Source organism: Streptomyces sedi (assembly GCF_006335015.1).
Taxonomy (GTDB): Bacteria; Actinomycetota; Actinomycetes; order Streptomycetales; family Streptomycetaceae; genus Streptomyces; species Streptomyces sedi.
Map to the genome: position 1 here is coordinate 162,898 of NZ_VDGT01000007.1, position 17,318 is coordinate 180,215.

The following is a 17,318-nucleotide window of genomic DNA, read 5'->3' on the forward strand; positions in this document are numbered from 1 at the left end:
TGGGGAGGACACGATGACGGCGAGGACCGGGCCGCCGGAGGTGGATCTCGGGGTGGTCGAGGGGTGCGACGGCTCCTTCCAGCCGACCGTGCAGCTGAAGTACGTGGACGCCGACGACCTGTATCTGACGTGGCGCTGGGAGCACGCGCCCGACGAGCCGAGGGTGCTGTACTTCGAACGGGCCGCCGTCGCCGGGGTGTTGGCCGAGCTGGCCGCCGCACTGCCGACGCCGCTGCCGGGCGAGTCGATCGAGCGGGCGCTGACCAGGTCGCTGGGCGAGGGCCCGCTGACCGCCCCGGAGCGGGAGGCGGCGCTGCTCGGCCGGCTGGCGACCGCGTTGATCCCCTACCACCTGGGACGGGAACTCGACCTGCTGCTGGAGCGCGGCATCCGCCCGAGGCTGCGGGTGCAGCCCTCGCCCTCCACCGGGCAGGTGCCCTGGGAGGCGCTGCGGGTGGATGTCACGGAACGCCTGGTGGAGCATCTGGACGTCGCGGCGCTGCCGCCGGCGACGGTGCGCCACTCCCCCGAGCGCGTCGTCTCGCCGTGGGACCCGGCCGGCCCCGTGGTGGCCGCGCTCGACCCGAGGGTGCCGGGGCCGGCCGCGCGCACCGGTCTGGGCTCGGTGCTCGGCCCGGTCGGCGAGGACTCGCCGCTGGTCGCGATGGTCGCCGCGCTGGGCGACCGGCTGCGCCCCGAGGTCCCGCCGGCGGAGGCGTTCCGCCGTTCCGGGCTCACCAGGGACGTGCTCCAGCCGCTGCTGGCCGACGCCGCCAGGTTTCTCTATGTGGGCCATGTCACCACCGGCGAGCACGGTCTGGACGCGCGGCTCCACCTGGGGTGCGGGCCTGACACCACGGGCCGCGCGGCGCCGCTCGGCGGGCACCGGCCGCTGACGGCCGCCGACCTGGTCCTCGGCCACCGGCCCGAGGCGCCCACGCCGTGGCGGATGCCGAACCGGGTGGCGCTGGTGGCCTGCGAGAGCGGCGGGGAGGTGCGGTTCGCCGAGCCGACCGGGCTGGTCGCCGCCGCGATCCACGCCGGCGCCGAGTACGTGGTCTCCACGCGCTGGACGCTGCCGACGGACGCCGGCGTGCGCCGGTTCGCGCCGGGCGCGGACGCGGAGACCTCGGTGATCGCCCGCGCGGTCCTGGCGGTGGACGCGGCGGGCGACGCGCCCGATCCGGTGGTGGCCCTCAACGACTGGCAGCGCGGCGAGTTGGCGCGCTGGCGGGAAACGGGGGCGGTGGCGCACGCGCCGTTCACCTGGGGTGCGTTCACCACCGCCCACGGCTGAGAGGACGGGAGCGGCTTCGGGACCGGAGGGGGCACGGGATATCTTGATGTCGAGCAATGTTGCAGACGTGGAGTGGAGAGCGCCCGGTGACTGACTCGACCGTCATCTACACACAAACCGACGAGGCCCCCGCCCTGGCGACGTTTTCGCTGTTGCCGGTGATCGAGGCGTACGCGGCGACCGCCGGCGTCCGGGTGGAGCAGCGGGACATCTCGCTGGCCGGTCGGATCATCGCCAGCTTCCCCGAGCGGCTGGAAGCCGACCAGCGCATCGACGACGCACTCGCCGAGCTGGGCGACGCCGCCCAGACGCCCGAGGCGAACATCATCAAGCTGCCCAACATCTCCGCCTCCATCCCGCAGCTGAAGGCGGCCATCGCCGAGCTGCGCGAGCGCGGCTACGACCTGCCGGAGTACCCGGACGAGCCGCGCACCGACGAGGAGCGCGAGGTACGGGCCCGCTACGACCGGGTCAAGGGCAGCGCGGTCAACCCCGTGCTGCGCGAGGGCAACTCCGACCGCCGCGCCCCCGCCTCGGTCAAGAACTACGCCCGCGGCAACCCGCACCGCATGGGCGCGTGGTCCTCGGACTCCCGGACCAATGTCGCGCACATGACCGCCGACGACTTCCGTTCCACGGAGCTCTCCGCGATCCTGCCGAACGCCGGTGAGCTGCGCATCGAACTCGCGGGCGAGGACGGCACCACCACCGTGCTGCGCGAGTCGGTGCCGGTGCTGGAGGGCGAGATCGTCGACGCCTCGGTGCTGCGGGTCGCGGCGCTGCGGACGTTCCTCGGCGAGCAGATCGCCCGCGCCAAGGCGGAGGGCGTGCTGTTCTCCGTGCACCTCAAGGCCACCATGATGAAGGTCTCCGACCCGATCATCTTCGGCCACGTGGTGCGCGCCTTCTTCCCGAAGACCTTCGCCGCCCACGGCGAGACCCTGGCCGCCGCCGGGCTCAGCCCCAACGACGGGCTCGGCAGCATCCTCAAGGGCCTGGAGAGCCACCCGGAGGGCGAGACGATCCGCGCGTCCTTCGAGGCCGAGCTGGCCGACGGGCCCGAGCTGGCCATGGTCGACTCCGACCGGGGCATCACCAACCTGCACGTGCCGAGCGACGTGATCGTCGACGCCTCGATGCCCGCGATGATCCGCACCTCGGGCCACATGTGGGACCCGGCGGGCGAGGAGGCCGACACCCTGGCCGTCATCCCGGACAGCAGCTACGCCGGGATCTACCAGGCCGTGATCGACGACTGCCGCGCCCACGGCGCCTTCGACCCGGCGACCATGGGCTCCGTGCCCAACGTGGGCCTGATGGCGCAGAAGGCCGAGGAGTACGGCAGCCACGACAAGACGTTCGAGATCCCGGCCGCCGGGACCGTTCGCGTCGTGTACGCCGCCTCGGGCGACGTGGTGCTGGAGCACCCCGTCCAGCCGGGCGACATCTGGCGGATGTGCCAGACCAAGGACGTGCCGGTGCGCGACTGGGTCAAGCTCGCCGTCAACCGCGCCCGCGCCACCGGCGACCCGGCCGTCTTCTGGCTGGACGCGACCCGCGCGCACGACGCGAGCCTGATCGAGAAGGTCAACACCTACCTGCCGGAGCACGACACCGAAGGCCTGACCATCGAGATCCTGGCGCCGGTCGAGGCCATCGCCTACTCGCTGGAGCGCATCCGCAGGGGCGAGGACACCATCTCCGTCACGGGCAACGTGCTGCGCGACTACCTGACCGACCTCTTCCCGATCCTGGAGCTGGGCACCAGCGCCAAGATGCTCTCGGTGGTGCCGCTGATCAACGGCGGCGGCCTCTTCGAGACCGGGGCCGGCGGCTCGGCGCCCAAGCACGTGCAGCAGCTGGTCAAGGAGAACTACCTGCGCTGGGACAGCCTGGGCGAGTTCCTGGCGCTGGCCGTCAGCTTCGAGCACCTGGCGCAGCGGACGGGCAACGCCCGGGCGCAGGTACTGGCCGACACGCTGGACCGGGCGACCGCGACGTTCCTCAACGAGAACAAGTCGCCCAGCCGGCGGCTCGGCGGCATCGACAACCGGGGCAGCCACTTCTACCTGGCGCTGTACTGGGCGCGGGAGCTGGCCGGGCAGTCCGACGACGCGGCGCTGGCCGAGGCGTTCGGCCCGCTGGCCAAGACGCTGGGCGAGCAGGAGGAGACCATCGTCGGCGAGCTGATCGCCGTCCAGGGCTCCCCCGCCGACATCGGCGGCTACTACCTCCCCGACCCGGAGAAGGCGGCGGCCGTGATGCGCCCCTCGGCGACGTTCAACGAGGCCCTGGCCACGCTGAACTGACCCGGCCCGGCGCCCACCCGCTCCGCGCGGTTCCCCCGCCCCCCACGAAGGGGCGCGGGGAACCGCGCGAGCAATCCCCACAGGGGCGCGGGGAACCGTGCGAGCGACCACCCACCGGGCCGAGGACAACGACGAAACGCCGCCCCCTACCGCCAATCCACGTCCGCGTCCGCGTCGGCGCCGGCGTCCGCCGCCCGCATCTGCTCGATGTGCGCGCGCATCAGCGCCCGCGCCGCGTCGCGGTCGCGGAGGGCGACCAGCTCGACCAGCCGCAGATGTTCCTCCGCCGCCGCGCCGAGCCGCCCTCGCCTCGCCACCGAGGCGAGCCCCAACAACCGTGTTCTGGCGTGGAGTTGCGAGACCGTCTGGACGAGCGCCGGGTTGCCGCCGTAGGCCAGCAGCGCCAGGTGGAAACGGCGGTCGGCCTCGCTGTAGGAGAGCAGATCGCCCGCCGCCGCGTGGTCCATGATCCGCTGGGCCATCGCCCGCAGCGTGGCGAGATGCTCCTCGGGAACGTCGGGGACTATCCGCCAGACGGTGGCCGGCTCGATCAGCAGCCGCAGCTCCACGATGTGGTCGAGGTCGGCGGGAGAGATCTCGGTGACCCGGAACCCCTTGTTGGGCACGGAGTCCACCATGCCCTCCCTGACCAGGTCCAGCATCGCCTCCCGCACCGGGGTCGCGGAGACGCCGAAGCGGGCGGCGAGCGCGGGAGCCGAGTAGACCACCCCCGGCTCCATCTCGCCGGAGACGACGGCGGCGCGCAGCGCGTCGGCCACCGCCTCGCGCAGGATCTCGCGTCTCCTGACGGGTTGTCGGCCATGCTCGGCACCGGTCATGTCGTTCCTCTTGGCGTTCCCTCGTCACCCACCCCCCGGCGGGTCGCCGGCGGGTGCCCGGCCCCGCGGGCGGGTCAAGCGCCCCTGGCTGGTCGGGACGATCTTGCCGCCAACGTGCGGTCCAGGTCGAACAGGAAAGCTACCTTCCGTTCGCGCGAGCGAAACTGACACCCCCTCAGAAAGCCTCGACCGCCCCCGCCTCACGGAGCGCGCCGCGCAGCGCCGACTCCAGCGTCGCCATCGTGGGAAGCTCCCAGGTGGCCTCGGCCGCCGCCAGGCAGACGGGCCGCCCGAGCCCTGGGGACAGCGGGCGGGAGACCACCCCGGGGTGGGGGGTGCCCAGCGCGAGCGACGGGATGACGGCGACCCCGAGGCCGGCCGCCACGAACCCCTGGGCGGTCGGGTAGTCCTCGCTCTCGACCGCCAGATCGGGGCTGAAACCGGCGGCGGCGCAGGCGTCGAGGACGCGTCGCAGGCACGGGCCGACCGGCCACTCCCCGGTCACCCAGGGCTCGCCCGCGAGTTCGGTCAACGCCAACTCGGCCTGTCCGGCGAGCCGATGGCCGCGCGGCAGCACCACCCGGAACGGGTCCTCCGCCACCGGCCGCGACACCACGCCCGGCGCCGTGTCGCCCGCGTCGCGCACGACGAGGGCGGCGTCGACCGTTCCCCTCGCCACCTCGTCGAGCGACTCCCCCGGGGCTTCGAGCCGCAGGGTCAGGCGCACGCCCGGATGCTCGGCGCGGAAGGCCGCCAGCGCCGGGGCGACCACGGGACCGCCGGCACTGGCGAAGTAACGCAGCGTCAGCCGACCGGAGCGGCCGGCGCGCAGCTCGGCCAACGCCGTCTCGGCAGCCGCGACCTGACGGGCGATCAACTCCGCGTGCTCGGCGAGCAGTCGGCCGGCGGCTGTCGGACGGACCCCGCGCCCGACCCGGGCCAGCAGCCGGGTCCCGGCCTGCCGTTCCAGCACGCCGAGCTGCTGGCTCACGGCGGAGGGGGTGTAGCCGAGGTGTTGGGCGGCGGCCGTCACGGAGCCGCTGGTCACCACGGCACGGAGTACCTGGAGTCGTCGCACGTCAAGCATGTAGGACAGCTTAACGATAACCCGTGAATCCTTCGCTTGTCCTTGGCTGTCCGCGCTGCGATCGTCGTCCTGTTCCTGTTCCCGTTCTCACTCCCGCTCCCGCTTCGCCGCGCCCGGCACGGCCCGGCCTCAGGAGGCTCGCGTTGTCCTCGCTCACCGCCCGCCACCGCACCACCGCCAGGATGGCTCTGCTGGCACTGCTGTGGGGCTCGGCCTTCCTCTGGATCGACGTCTGTCTGGACCACGGCCTCTCCCCCGCCCAGATCGCCTTCGGCCGCTGCCTGTTGGGGGCGGCGGTCCTGTGGGTCGCCGCGCGGGTGGCCGGGCAGGCGCTGCCCTCGTCGGCGGCGGTGTGGGGCAGGCTGCTGGTGGCCGCGCTGTTCTGCAACGCGCTGCCGTTTCTGCTCTTCGGCCTCGGCCAGCGGACGGTGGACTCCGGCGTGGCCGGGGTGATCCACGCGACCACCCCGCTGTGGTCGCTGCTGCTCGGCCTGGCGCTGGGCGCCGAACGGCGCCTCGGCGGCGCCCGGTTGGGCGGGCTGCTGCTCGGCCTGGCGGGAACGGCGCTGCTCTTCGCCCCGTGGCGCGGTGCGGGCGGGCTGATGGGCTGGGGGGCGCTGGCGCTGCTGGGCGCCGCCGTCAGCTACGCGTTGGCCTTCGCCTACATGGCCCGGCGGCTGACGGGCACCGGGACCGGCCCCCTGGCCCTCTCCGCCGCCCAACTCACCGCAGCCACGGCGCTGTCGGCGCCGGGGTTGCTGACGGGCGGCGCGGCGGCGGGCCAGGGGCCGGACGCCACGGGCCTGTGGGCGCTCCTGGTGCTGGGGACGCTCGGCACGGGGGTGACGTTTCTTCTCAACTTCCGGCTGATCGCCGACGAGGGGCCGACCACGGCCGCCACCGTGGGCTATCTGCTGCCGGTGGTCTCGCTCGGCCTGGGCGCGTGGCTGCTGGCCGAGCCGCTGAGCCCCCGGGTGGTGCTGGGCATGGCGGTGGTGCTGGCGGGGGTGGGGCTGACGAGGGCGGCCTCGGGGAACATCGGTACAGCGGTTGACGCTAAGCCCGCGATCATGGCGCCTAGCACAGGTGACAGGCCCGGCGACGAGGTTCGACGGAAGATCCCTGAGCGGCTCCGGGCGCCGATAGCTTCGCGCTCATGCCGGTGGCGTTCCTGACCGACGAACAGGCGGCGCCGTACGGCAAGTTCAATGAGGAGCCGACCCGGCCGGAGCTGGAGCGGTTCTTCTTCCTGGACGACGAGGACCGCAAGCTGAGCGCGAAGCGGCGCGGGGACCACAGTCGGCTCGGGTTCGCTCTCCAGATGTGCGCGGTGCGCTACATCGGCCGGTTCCTCCCGGGCGACCCGCTGGACGTGCCGTGGGGCGTGATCGAGCACCTGGCCGCGCAGCTCGGCATCGCGGACGTCTCGTGCGTGAAGCGGTACACCGAGCGCAAGCCGACGGCGTACGAGCACGCGTGGGAGATCCGGGACGCCTACGAGTACCACGAGTACGAGGATGGGGAGTGGTCGCGTCGGTGTGGAAACAGCTCGCCGAGCGTCTTCGGGAGGCGGGGCCGGCGGCGAAGGTGTCCATCGAGGTGCAGGACGACGGGCGGGCGAAGCTGAACGTCGACAAGCTCGGCGCGCTCGGTGAGCCGAAGTCCCTGACCTGGCTGCGGGGGCGGGTCGAGCGGATGCTCCCGAAGATCGACCTGCCGGACCTGTTGTTCGAGGTGAATGCCTGGACCGGCTTCCTGGACGCCTTCGTGCACCTGGGGGACGGCACGACCCGGATGAAGGACCTGTCCACGTCGGTGGTCGCGCTGCTCGTGTCGGAGGCGTGCGACATCGGCCTGGCCCCGGTGGTCAACCCCGCTCATGAGGCGCTGACCCGGGCCCGGCTCGTGCACGTCGACCAGTACTACCTCCGCGCCGACACCATCGCCGCCGCGAACGGGCGGCTGATCGCCGCCCAGGCCGAAGTGCCGATCGTGAAGTTCTGGGGCGAGGGCCTGCTCGCCTCGGTGGACGGGCTGCGGTTCGTCGTTCCCGTCCGCACGGTCAGCGCGGCGCCATCACCGAAGTACTTCGGGTTCAAGCGGGGCATCACCTGGCTCAACGCCGTCAACGACCAGGTCGCGGGCATCGGACAGATGGTCGTCCCAGGCACCCCGCGCGGCGTTCTCACTGCGGTGATCAGCCTGTCAGACCCTTTGGAGGTGGCGGCGGGCGTTGGCGACGGGTCACCGGTCACCCGATTCGGCAGTGTGGCCGGCGGTCTGATGTGCCGGTCCGTCGCGATCCACCACGACGGACGCCAGCAAGGTGTGAAGGTGGCGCTGACACCGCTCGGGGCTCGGGCCATCTACGGCATGCCCGCCGCTGTGCTCGCCCACCGACTGGTCCCCCTGGACGAGCTTCTCGGAGCGCTTGGCGTCGAACTGGCCGACCGGCTCCGAGCGGCATCGACATGGGCAGCGCCGTTCGCCCTACTGGACGAGTTGCTCCTGCGAGCTGTCGGTCGTGGCGCCGGCAGCGACCGTGTGCGCCGGATGCGCCCCGAGGTGGCCGAGGCCTGGCGCCGCCTCGTCGCCGCGCGGGGCCGCGTCCAGGTCGGTGCAGTCGCCGCGGAACTGGGCTGGAGCCGCCGGCACCTCACCGAACGGTTCCGCGGCGAGCTGGGCCCGTCGCCGAAAACCTTCGCCCGCGTTCTCCGCTTCGAGCACGCGCACGACCTGGCGACGGCGCGGGACCCGGTCCCGTGGGCCGATGTGGCGACCATTTCCGGCTACGCCGACCAGGCCCACCTCGTGCGGGACCGGACCGAGTTCACGTGCCGAACGCCGACGGCCTGGCGGCACAGCGAGGTCCTCCTCGGGACCGGGTAGTCGCCGACCGACCGCCCGTCGCGTCGGCTTGTGTTCCCATTCTTTCAAGACCACCCGATCGCTGCGGTGTGACGATCGTCGGCATGAGACTCGTCAACGAACACAACGCCATCGACCTGCGGACCGCCCCCGTGCACCTCGGACTGGGATCGACAGCGAAACCCGTCGAGGGCTTCGCCTGGGACCCGGAGGCGCTCCAGGCCTACAGCGCCGCGGTTGCGGCAGACGGCGCCGAGGGCCGGATGGTGATGATCTTCGACGGCTACGGCCCCGGCGACCATTGGGAGAGCCACCCCGCCGGCGACGAACTGGTCGTCTGCCTCAGCGGGTCGGTGACGGTCACCCGCGACCTGGACGGAGTGCCCGACCGCGTTCTGCTCGGGCCCGGCGAGGCCACCATCAACCCGGCCGGGGTATGGCACGCGGTCGACATGACCGGGCCGACGTCCATCCTGACCATCACCGCCGGCCTCGGCACCGACCACCGTCCTCGCACCGACACCCACCCGACCGAACGCGTCGGCGTGCCGGGACCGGAAGCACCATGACGACACGCATCGCCTGCCTCGGCGACAGCCTCACCCGCGCGCTGATCAGCGTCGACTACCTGGACCTCCTCGGACGACGCCACCCTCCCGGTGATCTGCAGCTTGCCCGCTTCGGCGCCAACGGTGACTTCGCCTACAACCTCTTGCGGAGCCTCGACGCCGTCATCGCGAACCCGCCCGACGTCATCACCGTGTTGATCGGGACCAACGACGCCCGAGCGAGCCTTGCCGGCTACCGCGTAGACAAGGCCATGAAGCGCAAACAGCTCCCCGAACGCCCGTCAGCCGGCTGGTTCCAGCAGTGCCTGGGAGCCGTCGTCGAACGACTGCGAGCGGAAACCGACGCGACGATCGGTCTGCTGTCGCTCCCGGTTCTCGGCCAACAACTCGACGGAGCAGCGGCGCAGGCATCGCAGCGGTACAGCCGGATGATCGCCGAAGTCGCCACCACCAACGAGGTGACTTACCTTCCACTCCACGAACGCCAGATCGAGGAACTGCGCCAAGCGGACCCACCGCCGATTCCCTACCGGGAGGTGACGCCCGCAGCGGGCCTCGGCGTCCTCGTCCAACACGCCGTGCTCCGCCGCAACCTCGACACGATCTCGCGGCGCCGAAACCTCGTGCTCACGACCGACCACATCCACCAGAACAGCCGCGGCGCCACCCTGATCGCTGAGGTCATCGACGCCGGTCTCCTGCCCCAGAACGCGTAGCTGGTTCCGGAGCCGCGACCAGATGGCGCTGCGCATCCACGACGGCGCGTTCTCCGCCATGGACCTCACCGCTCGCCACCCGCGCACCGGAGAGCTGCTGTCCACCGTGAAGTTCATGGTGCAGACCCTCGCCGCCGCCGGCGAACTCCAGCGCGACCTCCAGCGCGAGCTGACCTACGACGGACTGCGCGCGGCAGACGCCAAGGGCAACAAGGGCGGACGCCGCCCCGCCGTCCCGGCCGACAAGACCGCCGGCGTGCGCACCTCCTACCTGGAGGGCCGCTCGATCGCCGCCCTCGCCCGTGACCATGGCGTCAGCCGCGGCGCGATCCGCACAGCCGTCGCGGACCTCATGCCCGACCACACCGCCATCGAGGAGGACGTCCCGGCCCCGGAGCTGCCGGTCACCCTCGACATGCCGGGCAGGGTCGCCGACTTCCTCCGCACCACCGAGCTGGAGCCCGCCGAGCGGGCCGCGCTCCACCACGGCCTGACCGTACGGCACGGCCAGGGCTACACCCTGCGCATCACGGCCGTGCCAGCGGTCCACCGCCGACTTCTCGACCTCTCCCAGCCTCTCGACGGCGCCCCTGGGACCGCTGTGATCCCGGCCCAGCGCAAGGCCCGCCGCGAGTACAAGAACCGCGTCACCGCTCTCGGAGCCCCCGCCTGACCGTGAGCACCGGCTTAGCGTTAACCGCTGTACCGATGTTCCAAGCGCCGCCAATCGCATCCGATGCGAACTCGCGACGGTTCGCGAATCGTCGTGGCTAACGGCGCCCACCAGCGTACTGACCATGGAAGTTGGCCCAGCCTGCTGGTGGCGACGGTAGCCACGGACGTGCGGGCGACGCCAGCTGGTGTCACTCGTCCGGCTGACTGACCTGCGGTTTGTCCGCCGACTCGCATCAGATGCGGTTTTCTCGCATACGACGCGAGTGACGGAGGGTGGTGGACCAGTGGGGTTCGACGGGTCGATCCCAGGTGCGGCACGGCTGCACCTGGTGGACGGGCGGCCTGTCCTGGCTCGACATGCGCCGCGGCCAACCCGGGAACGCCTCCCAGATGCTGCGGAGGCTCGGCCTCGGACAGATCCCCCTGACCCACGACGCCTTCCACAAACTCCAGCCCTGGCGGGCAGCGGCCCATCTGGAAGAACTCTCGACGGCCAGCGGAGTCCTACCCGTCGTGGACAAGCACATCTGCTCCTTCCAACGATGGCTGCCCGGCCACCTGGCCGGCATCGCAGAACCCGAACACTTGAAGACGATCGAGCTCTTCGCGGCCGAGCAGATCACCTGCGCGACGGCCTTCCTGCAGTGGCTCAGCGCCCGGAACAGTACCCTCGCGTCCCTGGGCCAGCTCGACATCGACGCCTGGTTCGCCGAGAACACCGAACGCCGCCGCACCTCCCTGAGGCCCTTCCTCAACTGGGCCATGCAGAGCCGCCGATGCCCACGCCCCCTCTCCATCCCTGCCCAGAGGATCTCCCGGTGACCCGCCCTGAGCGAGGACGAACGCCTGGCCGCACTCGGCCGGCTGCTGATCGACGCGGACGCACCGACGCGCCTCCGCGTCGCCGGCGTCATCGTCCTTCTCTACGCGCAACCTCTCACCCGGATCGTCCGGCTGACGATCGACGACGTGCTCCACAACGGAGAGGCCACACTGCTGCGGCTCGGGGAGCCCGCCTCGCCCGTCCCCGCACCGGTCGCGGCCCTGCCGCTGGCGTACAACGCGGACCGCGGCAACATGAACACCGCCACCAACCAGGCGTCCCGCTGGCTCTTCCCCGGCCGCCGAGCCGGCCAGCCAGCCCGCCCCGACCACCTGTCCGCACTCCTGGGCGAGATCGGCATTCCGGTCGCCGCTGCCCGCGGCGCCGCCATCCGACAGCAACTCCTCGAACTGCCCGCCCCCGTCCTCGCGGACGCCCTCGGCTACCACGACAAGACCACCAGCCGACTCCTCCGGGAGAACGGCGGAGCCTGGAGCCGATACGCCGCAGGCGACCACACCCGGTCACCGGCGGGCTGGGCTCCCCATCCGCTCACCGACGGTTGAAGCTCAGGTCGCGTCCCGGAGCGGCTGCGGGTAGCCGATCTCGGCGATGTCCTCGCCCAGGTCTACGAGGGTGACCTCCGGGTTCAGCGATGACACGAGCTCATGGCTCAGCGGTAGCAAGGCATACACATCGCGCACCGCTTCCAGGTCCACGGAAACCTCGTGGTAGTCCTCGGCGAAGCGCTGGAACGCCTCCGGCGAGCGGTCGACCAGGAGCTCGAACAGGCCCGTTGCACCGTCTGGGTCGGAACTCCCGGTGGGGAAGTCGATCACGCCGTGCCGCCACCGATCGTCCGTCGCCTCCCGCCACAGACAGGCCGTCACGACGGGCACGTCGTCCTCATCGGTGAACGCGGGCTCCGCGACGAAGGACTTGAAGGCTTCCGGAACCTCGTCGATCACTCCCGGCCAGGGCTCGCCGTCGTTGCCGTAGGGGCTCATCGGTGCTTCGTGGTCGAAGCCACGGATATAGGCCCCGGCCGCCGAGAACACGATGGAGTACTCGTATCCCGAGCCGTTGCGCATCGACGCCATCTCCTCGCCGTCAGCCCAGCTGGCGTTGAAGGAGTAGTACCGACCCTCCCAGTCCGGGCTCAAGATCGCATCGAGCATCGCCAGTGAGCGGCACAGGTTCCGCAGGTCAGCGATCGAAGGGAACTGGCGAGCTACGTCATAGACAGTCACGTGTTTATCCAACCGGATGCCCCTGACACCCAGAATCTCCCCCACTCTGTCACGCTCAGTAGCAGTGCCGGAGTCAGGTGGGCCAACTCGCGACGGTTGAATACGCGAGCCCACCAGTACCGAGGCCGGAGGGCGGGCCGCGACGCCCCCTCGGCGCCGACGCCCCCACCCGGCGCCGAAGACGGCGAGTGCGGAGGCGGCGCCGCCGGGGCCCGGTCAGTCGGGCGGCAGCAGCCCGGCGGCCTCCCGGGCGCAGGCCCAGGAGACGGTCACCCCGCAGCCACCGTGCCCGTAGTTGTGCACGACCAGGCCGCCGTGCGCGCGTTCCGCCTCCAGTCGCACGGCGGGCCTGGCCGGCCGCAGCCCGACGCGGTGGCCCAGGACCCGGGCGGCGGCGATCTCCGGGTGGATCTCGGCGCAGCGCGCCACGACGCGCGCGGCCAACTCGGGGTCGGGCTCGGTCTCCCAGCGGTCGCGCAGCGCGGTGCCGCCGAGGACCAGTCCGAAGGGCTGCGGGAAGAGATAGACGTTCTCCTCGCCGTCCGACGGCTCGGCGACCAGCCACCGCTCGACGCCCGGGTTCTCCACCACCACCAACTGGCCCTGGACGGGCCGGACCCGTTCGTCCGGGACCAGCTCCCTGGCGCCCAGCCCCGAGCAGTTGACCACCAGCGGGGCGCCGGCCTCGGCGAGCGAGGCCAGCCGCCGCCGTTCGATCCTGCCGCCGGCGGCGACCAACCGCCGCTCCAGATAGGCCAGATAGGCGGGCATGTCGAGCAGCGGCCTGGTCGCCGCATAGCCGGAACGGTAGCCGCGCGGCAGCTCGTCGGGGCGCAACGGACGGAGGGCGTCCGGGAGTCGGGGCAGCCACCAGGGCGGCACCGGCTCGGCCGTCCGCTGGGCCTTGACCCCCTCGACCATCCGCACCCCGGTCTCCGCCGGCCGGCACGCCAGCTCGGTCAGCGTGGGCAGCGTCGCGAACGCCCAGTCGGCGACGCGTTCCCTCGGCTCGGCCAGATAGGGCTCCCAGAGCGCCCCGGCCACCGCCGAGGTGGTGTGCTCCGGCGCCCGGTCGCTGACCAGCCGGACCGGCCTGCCCGCCTCGGCGAGCACCACCGCCGTGGTGAGCCCGCTGACCCCGCCACCGACGACCAGCACCTCGGCCCGCGCCATTCCCGCCGCCCCCTTCGTTCGCCCCTCGTCGCGTACGCGTCGTCGCGCGCCCACGGAACCGTCCGGGCCATGGTGCCGTGCGCGCCCTCGTTCTGTCTCCCCCGCCGGCACCGGCTGGGCGAAGCGGGCGCCGCCGGCCTCAGTTGACGTGCCGCGCCCGCCCCCCGGCGGCGCGGGTGTGCGCGTTGAGCAGCGCCATGCCGAGCGGGGTCAGGGTGTGCAGCGCGCTGTTCAGCCGGCGGTGGGTGGTGATGAGGCCGGCGCTTCTGAGTACGGCGGCGTGCTGGCTGGCTGCCGCGGGCGAGACGCCGACGCGGCGGCCGAGTTCGGTGGTGTTGCAGGCGTCGGTGAGGGTCTGCATGATCGCGGCGCGGGTGCGGCCGACGAGCGCGCCCAGCGCCTCGACCTGGCACTCCTCGTTCTCCGTCCACAGCGCGGCGATCTCGGCCGGCGCCAGGACGACCGGGTAGACGAGCGTGGGCGCCGCCGCGCGCCCCGGAGGGTCGACCAGCAGTGGCGGGCCGCTGAGGAAGAGCGAGGGCGTCAGCAGCAGGCCGCGCCCGTCCAGCCTGGCCTCGCCGCCGGGGCCCCGGCCGTCGATCCGCAGCCCCCCGGACGACCAGGTGACGGCGGGGTGCAGCGTGGAGAGCAGCAGCTCGACCCCGCCGCGCTGGAGAAGCCGGCCGCGCGCCGAACAGTCGGCCTCAAGACAGGCGGCGATCCGGGGCCAGTAGGGCGTCACCGCCACCCCCCGGAACTCCCGCAGCGCGGCGGCGACCCCGTCGCGCCGCCCGGCGGTCTCCAGGGGGTCCGCCTCCGCGGCGGCCAGCAGGTCGGGCAGCGACCGCAGCGCGGGTGGCAGCCCCGACAGGCCGCGAGCGCGCGGGCCCATCCGCGCCAGCGTGCGCTGGCGCCACTCGGCGAAGGGGCCGCCACCCCCGCGTCTCACGAGCGCGTCGAAGGCGAACACGGACTCCAGCACCGGTCTCGCTCGTGTGCCCACGGTCGTCAACGCCAGATCACGATTGTCGAAACGGACACTAATCCGCTGACGCTCCATGCGAAATCCCCCATCCGCACCGATTCAGTTCGACGAGAGATTACCTCGTTGTTCAGGCGTTTGGTATGGCACGAAACGAACGCCTTATCAGAAGGAACGGTAGATAAGCGCGAAAGCTGCAACCCGACTTCCCGAAACGGGAATTCCTTGATAGGAACGCCCGCTCACCCCTCGCTCACGCCAGGGCCCTGACCTGGACCGACGTCGGCGTCGCGCGTAGGATGCATCAGCGGGGGCGCGTGGGGCCGACGACACCCGTGTTTCCCAGGAAACGACCAAGTGGCGCCGGAGAAGCGGAATACCGGCACCCGGAAACAAGACGCGCGCTGCCGCTCGGGAATCACCGCGTGCGGCCACCGGGGAACGACCGCGACGGAGATCCTTCCGTTGATGGGATCGCGGCGGGAGCGGACCGCGGCGGAGAGTTCAGCCGGCGGGCCAGACGGCGTACCGGCGACGGCCGTAGAGCAGCGGGGCCCGCTCGGGTTCCTCGGCGGTCACGGCGGTGACCTTGCCGAAGACGGCCTCGTGGTCACCGATCGCGTTGTACTGGCTGATCTCGCAGTCCGCCGTCACATGGCTGTCCGCCGGCAGGTGCGGGCCGCCGAAGCCCGCCCCCGACCGCCAGGCGACCCGGTCGAAGCGGTCGGGGTCGCCGGAGGCGAAGAGTTCGGCGGTGGCACGCCCGCCCTCGTGGAGCAGGTTGAGCGCGAAGGTGCCGGCGCTCAGCAGCGCGGCCAGTGTGGGACTGCCCTTGCGCAGGCAGACCAGCAGCGTGGGCGAGGGCGTCAGGGAGACGCTGCATATCGACGAGCAGGTCATCCCGATCGGCCGGCCGTCGGGCTGAAAGGCCGTCACGATGCCCACGCCGGTGGGGAACCCGGCCATCAGGGCACGGAAGTCGTGGGGCGCGACACCCTGGGCCGGCCGATCGCTGGACAGGGGCACCGTCATCGTCATCTCCGGGTCCTGGGTCGGGCGCGCGGTCACGGTCCGTGCGGCGGCGCCGGAAGGGCGGCCGTGCCCGGCGGAGCCCCGGCCCGCGGCCCGGCCCCCACCCGGCCTGGTCAGGAAGGTAACGAGCGCGCCCGCCTCCCCGCGACCTCCTTAAGCGGCCGTTGAAACTCCCTGGTGGAAGGGCGAGTTGGCGGCGCGTGGCGCCGGCGCCTGGTCGGGTGATTCGGGCTGTGCTTAAGGGCGTCGATGAGGGAGCCGCCAGCGGCCAGAATCGGGCTGTTGGGCCGGCACCGGCCCGCCGTCCCCCCGCTCTGGAGGTGCGATGTCCCTCGCCGAGAGTCTGCCGACCGAGTCGGTCGTCATGGCCGATCTGGCGATCGTGCTGCTCCTCTCGGCCGCCGTGGTGCCGTTGGCCCGCCGCCTCCGCCAGCCGCCGGTGGTCGGCGAGATCGCCGTCGGGATCGCGCTGGGCCCGAGCGTACTGGGGCTGCTGCCGGGCGACCTGCCCGGCCTGCTCTTCCCCGACGACGCGCGCCCGCTGCTCTCCGCCATCGCCCAACTCGGCCTGCTTCTCTTCATGTTCCTCGCCGGGTGGGAGCTGGACCTGGCTCGGCTGCGCGGCCGGGGGCGCGCGGTGGGCACGATGGCCGGGCTGTCGATGGTGGTGCCCTTTCTGCTGGGGCTCGGCGTGGCGGGCTGGCTGCACTCCTCGTACGCGGGTGACGGAGTCTCCCCTGGCACGTTCGCGCTCTACCTGGGAACGGCGTTCGCCATCACGGCCTTTCCCGTGCTGGCCCGCGTGATCCGGGACGGCGGGCTGTCCAGGACGCGGGTCGGCGGCACGGCGATGGCGTGCGCGGCGATCGGTGACGTGATCGCCTGGTGTGTGCTGGCCCTGGTGGTGGCGCTGGTGGAGTCGGGCGGCGGCCGGGGCGGGGCCGAGACGCTCCGGGTGGTGGGGCTGACGGCGCTCTACGGGCTGCTGCTCGGCGCGTTGGTGCGCCCGCTGCTGCGGCGGGCCGCCGCCCGCGGCTGGTTCGCCGCGCGCGGCACGGTGTTGGCGCTGGTGGTGGCCGGTGTGCTGCTCTCCTCCGTGGCGACGACCTGGATCGGTGTCCACGCGATCTTCGGGGCGTTCGCCTTCGGCCTGGTGATGCCGAGGGATCTCGCGCCCTCGCAGCGGGAGTTGCTGGAACCCCCGCTGGAACGCGTCTCGGGGCTGCTGCTGCCGGTGTTCTTCGTGGTGACCGGACTCACCGTCGACATCGGCGCGTTGGGGCCCGCCGACACCGCGGTGCTGGCGCTGGTCGTCGCCGTCGCCGTGGTCGGCAAACTCGTCGGCGCCGCGCTCCCCGCGCGCGCCCTCGGCATGGGCTGGCGCGAGGCGACGGTCTTCGGCGCGCTGATGAACACCCGGGGGCTGACGGAGCTGGTGGTCCTGGAGATCGGTCGCCAGCTGGGGGTGATCAGCTCCGAACTCTTCACGATGATGGTGCTGATGGCGCTCCTCACCACGGCGATGGCCGGCCCGGTCATCCACCGCCTCGCGCCCCCCGAGGCCCCCGGTGCCGCCCCCGGGCGCCCGCTCACGGCCGCCCCGGCGGGGGAATAGCCGTTCCCTCCGGGGGCGGTGGAAGCCGCCGCCCGGTCGGAAAGCCCCCTCCCGGGGCCCCGGTCAGGGCCGCCGCCGCGCCG

Annotated in this window: 16 protein-coding genes and 1 pseudogene; 11 read left to right on the forward strand and 6 right to left on the reverse strand. The window is 72.4% G+C overall.

Annotated elements, in window-relative coordinates:
* Nucleotides 1-13 precede the first annotated feature (13 nt).
* Nucleotides 14-1,297 (forward strand): CHAT domain-containing protein, encoded by a 1,284-nt coding sequence (locus FH715_RS11795; RefSeq protein ID WP_139644225.1) that lies wholly within the window; start codon nucleotides 14-16, stop codon nucleotides 1,295-1,297.
* Between the two features lie 86 nt (nucleotides 1,298-1,383).
* Nucleotides 1,384-3,606: an NADP-dependent isocitrate dehydrogenase gene (locus FH715_RS11800; RefSeq protein ID WP_139644228.1), complete on the forward strand. Its 2,223-nt coding sequence runs from the start codon at nucleotides 1,384-1,386 to the stop codon at nucleotides 3,604-3,606.
* Between the two features lie 146 nt (nucleotides 3,607-3,752).
* On the opposite strand, the gene FH715_RS11805 is transcribed toward FH715_RS11800, so the two are convergent.
* Nucleotides 3,753-4,445 carry a GntR family transcriptional regulator gene (locus FH715_RS11805; RefSeq protein WP_139644230.1) on the reverse strand — a complete coding sequence of 231 codons (693 nt, stop codon included), beginning with the start codon at nucleotides 4,443-4,445 and terminating at the stop codon, nucleotides 3,753-3,755.
* A 175-nt stretch (nucleotides 4,446-4,620) separates the two neighbouring features.
* Nucleotides 4,621-5,532, reverse strand: coding sequence for a LysR family transcriptional regulator (locus FH715_RS11810; RefSeq protein WP_139644233.1), 912 nt, complete (start codon nucleotides 5,530-5,532; stop codon nucleotides 4,621-4,623).
* A 182-nt stretch (nucleotides 5,533-5,714) separates the two neighbouring features.
* Here FH715_RS11810 and FH715_RS11815 point away from each other — a divergent pair, with 182 nt between their 5' ends.
* The 8 genes and pseudogenes from FH715_RS11815 to FH715_RS28880 all read left to right on the forward strand — a co-directional run bounded on the left by FH715_RS11815 (nucleotide 5,715) and on the right by FH715_RS28880 (nucleotide 11,749).
* A complete protein-coding gene (locus FH715_RS11815) occupies nucleotides 5,715-6,707 on the forward strand; it encodes a DMT family transporter (RefSeq protein WP_139644427.1) in 993 nt (330 codons plus the stop codon).
* A pseudogene (locus FH715_RS29440) lies at nucleotides 6,689-7,719 on the forward strand (Tn3 family transposase); the annotation flags it as partial. The gene FH715_RS11815 and the pseudogene FH715_RS29440, both read left to right, overlap by 19 nt.
* A gap of 366 nt (nucleotides 7,720-8,085) precedes the next feature.
* Nucleotides 8,086-8,421: a helix-turn-helix domain-containing protein gene (locus FH715_RS29535; protein ID WP_425472707.1), complete on the forward strand. Its 336-nt coding sequence runs from the start codon at nucleotides 8,086-8,088 to the stop codon at nucleotides 8,419-8,421.
* 83 nt (nucleotides 8,422-8,504) lie between these two features.
* Complete coding sequence (locus FH715_RS11825; protein WP_139644236.1) at nucleotides 8,505-8,969, forward strand: cupin domain-containing protein; 465 nt, start codon at nucleotides 8,505-8,507, stop codon at nucleotides 8,967-8,969.
* Nucleotides 8,966-9,685 carry an SGNH/GDSL hydrolase family protein gene (locus FH715_RS11830; protein WP_139644240.1) on the forward strand — a complete coding sequence of 240 codons (720 nt, stop codon included), beginning with the start codon at nucleotides 8,966-8,968 and terminating at the stop codon, nucleotides 9,683-9,685. The genes FH715_RS11825 and FH715_RS11830 overlap by 4 nt, the downstream gene beginning before the upstream one ends.
* A 22-nt stretch (nucleotides 9,686-9,707) precedes the next feature.
* Nucleotides 9,708-10,358 carry a serine integrase family protein gene (locus FH715_RS11835; RefSeq protein WP_246108698.1) on the forward strand — a complete coding sequence of 217 codons (651 nt, stop codon included), beginning with the start codon at nucleotides 9,708-9,710 and terminating at the stop codon, nucleotides 10,356-10,358.
* A gap of 278 nt (nucleotides 10,359-10,636) precedes the next feature.
* Nucleotides 10,637-11,182 carry a hypothetical protein gene (locus tag FH715_RS28875; protein WP_246108699.1) on the forward strand — a complete coding sequence of 182 codons (546 nt, stop codon included), beginning with the start codon at nucleotides 10,637-10,639 and terminating at the stop codon, nucleotides 11,180-11,182.
* 147 nt (nucleotides 11,183-11,329) lie between these two features.
* Nucleotides 11,330-11,749: a hypothetical protein gene (locus FH715_RS28880; protein WP_246108700.1), complete on the forward strand. Its 420-nt coding sequence runs from the start codon at nucleotides 11,330-11,332 to the stop codon at nucleotides 11,747-11,749.
* A 3-nt stretch (nucleotides 11,750-11,752) separates the two neighbouring features.
* Here FH715_RS28880 and FH715_RS11845 read toward each other — a convergent pair whose 3' ends face one another.
* The 4 genes from FH715_RS11845 to FH715_RS11860 all read right to left on the reverse strand — a co-directional run bounded on the left by FH715_RS11845 (nucleotide 11,753) and on the right by FH715_RS11860 (nucleotide 15,626).
* Complete coding sequence (locus tag FH715_RS11845; protein WP_139644248.1) at nucleotides 11,753-12,433, reverse strand: hypothetical protein; 681 nt, start codon at nucleotides 12,431-12,433, stop codon at nucleotides 11,753-11,755.
* Between the two features lie 216 nt (nucleotides 12,434-12,649).
* Entirely contained in the window at nucleotides 12,650-13,606 is a 957-nt protein-coding gene (locus FH715_RS11850; protein ID WP_139644250.1) for an FAD-dependent oxidoreductase, read from the reverse strand.
* 139 nt (nucleotides 13,607-13,745) lie between these two features.
* Complete coding sequence (locus FH715_RS11855) at nucleotides 13,746-14,588, reverse strand: ArsR/SmtB family transcription factor (protein WP_139644252.1); 843 nt, start codon at nucleotides 14,586-14,588, stop codon at nucleotides 13,746-13,748.
* A 504-nt stretch (nucleotides 14,589-15,092) separates the two neighbouring features.
* Nucleotides 15,093-15,626, reverse strand: a complete 534-nt coding sequence (locus FH715_RS11860; RefSeq protein WP_246108701.1) for a flavin reductase family protein — start codon at nucleotides 15,624-15,626, stop codon at nucleotides 15,093-15,095.
* Nucleotides 15,627-15,945: 319 nt separating this feature from the next.
* Here FH715_RS11860 and FH715_RS11865 point away from each other — a divergent pair, with 319 nt between their 5' ends.
* Nucleotides 15,946-17,235 carry a cation:proton antiporter domain-containing protein gene (locus tag FH715_RS11865; protein ID WP_139644254.1) on the forward strand — a complete coding sequence of 430 codons (1,290 nt, stop codon included), beginning with the start codon at nucleotides 15,946-15,948 and terminating at the stop codon, nucleotides 17,233-17,235.
* The last annotated feature ends 83 nt before the right edge of the window (nucleotides 17,236-17,318 follow it).